This is a genomic window from Rhizobacter sp. P3_B12, from assembly GCF_056402895.1.
In genome coordinates this window covers 1-1509 of record NZ_JBFUGN010001248.1, presented here as the reverse complement: position 1 = coordinate 1509, position 1509 = coordinate 1, and the positions used below count along the sequence as shown (strand labels likewise).

The window sequence follows — 1509 nt, the reverse complement described above, 5'->3', positions numbered from 1 at the left end:
ATGCCGCCCTGGCCCCACACGCCCCAGGCGACGCTCAGCGCCGGCAGGCCCTGCGTGCGGCGCAGGCGCGCCAGCGCATCGAGCTCGGCATTGGCGGCCGCATAGGCGCACTGCCCCGGCGCGCCGAGCAGCAGGCCGGCGGCCGAATACATCACGAAGAAATCCAGCGGCAGCGTGCGCGTCGCCGCGTGCAGGTGCCGGGCCGCCTGCGCCTTGTTGTGCAGCACCGCGGCACAGCGCGGCCAGTCCTGGCGCAGCGCAATGCCGTCGTCGAGCGTGCCAGCCGCGTGCACGACGCCGCGCAGCGGCGCCATCTCGCGCGCCAGGGTGTCCAGCACGCGCTGCAGCGCGGCGGCGTCGCCGGCATCGGCAGCAAAGCAACGCACCTGCGCGCCGGCCGCCTCGATCTCGTGGATCGCCTGCGCCGCCTCGGGCGACGGCGCGTGGCGGCCGAGCAGCGCGATCTGGCGCGCGCCCGAGCGCTGCAGCCAGCGCGCGGTGTGCAGGCCGAGCGCACCGAGACCGCCGGTGACGAGGTAGCAGGCCTCGGCGCGGACCTCGAACGCCCCGGCCACCGGCAGGCGCAGCACGATCTTGCCGATGTGCTTCGCTTGCGCCATGTGGCGGAAGGCGTCGGCGGCCTGCGCGACATCGAACACCGTGACCGGCAGCGGCTGCAGGCTGCCGTCCTGCAGGCCGGCCTGCAGCTCGGTCAGCATCGGGCGCAGCAGGCGCGGCTCGGCGTAGGCCGCATCGCCCAGGTCATAGGCCTCGTAGTGGATGCCGGGGCAGGCCTGCGCGACGGCCTCGGCCGTCCAGATGTCGCGCTTGCCGAGTTCGAGGAACCAGCCGCCGGGTGCGACGACGCCGAGCCCGGCCGGGATGAAGTCGCCGGCCAATGAGTTCAGCAGCACGTCGACGCCGGCCCCGCCGGTCGCGCGCATCAGCTCGGCGGCGAACGAGGTGCTGCGCGAATCCATCACCGCGCGCACGCCCATCGCGAGCAGGTGGGCACGCTTCTCGGGCGAGCCGGCCGTGGCGTACACCTCGGCACCGGCGCGCAGCGCGAGCTGCACCGCGGCGAGGCCGACGCCGCCCGCGCCGGCATGGATCAGCACACGCTGGCCGCGCCTGAGGCCGGCGATGCCGAACAGGCCGTGGTGCGCTGTCAGGAAGGCGACCGGCAGCGCGGCCGCCTGCTCGTTCGACAGGCCCGGCGGGACGCGCGCGACGAAGGCGGCCGGCGCGAGCGCCTCGCTGCCCATGCTGTCGTGCACGAACCCGAACACGCGCTCGCCGACGCGCCAGCCTTCGACGGCCGAGCCGACCTCGCTGACGATGCCGGCGCATTCGGCGCCAAGGGGAATGCCGGTGCCGGGGTAGACCCCGAGCGCGAGCAGCACGTCGCGGAAGTTCAGCCCGGCGGCGTGGACCTGGATGCGCAGTTGGCCCGGCTTCAGCGGGCGCGGGGCGACCGTGCGCAGCGCGAGGCCGTCGAGCGTGCCGGGG

1 protein-coding gene is annotated in these 1509 nt (G+C 75.2%); it reads right to left on the bottom strand.

What is annotated here, in order from left to right:
• On the bottom strand, positions 1-1509 hold a 1509-nt coding region (locus AC1D01_RS34225; protein ID WP_477873908.1), incomplete at both ends, for an MDR/SDR family oxidoreductase.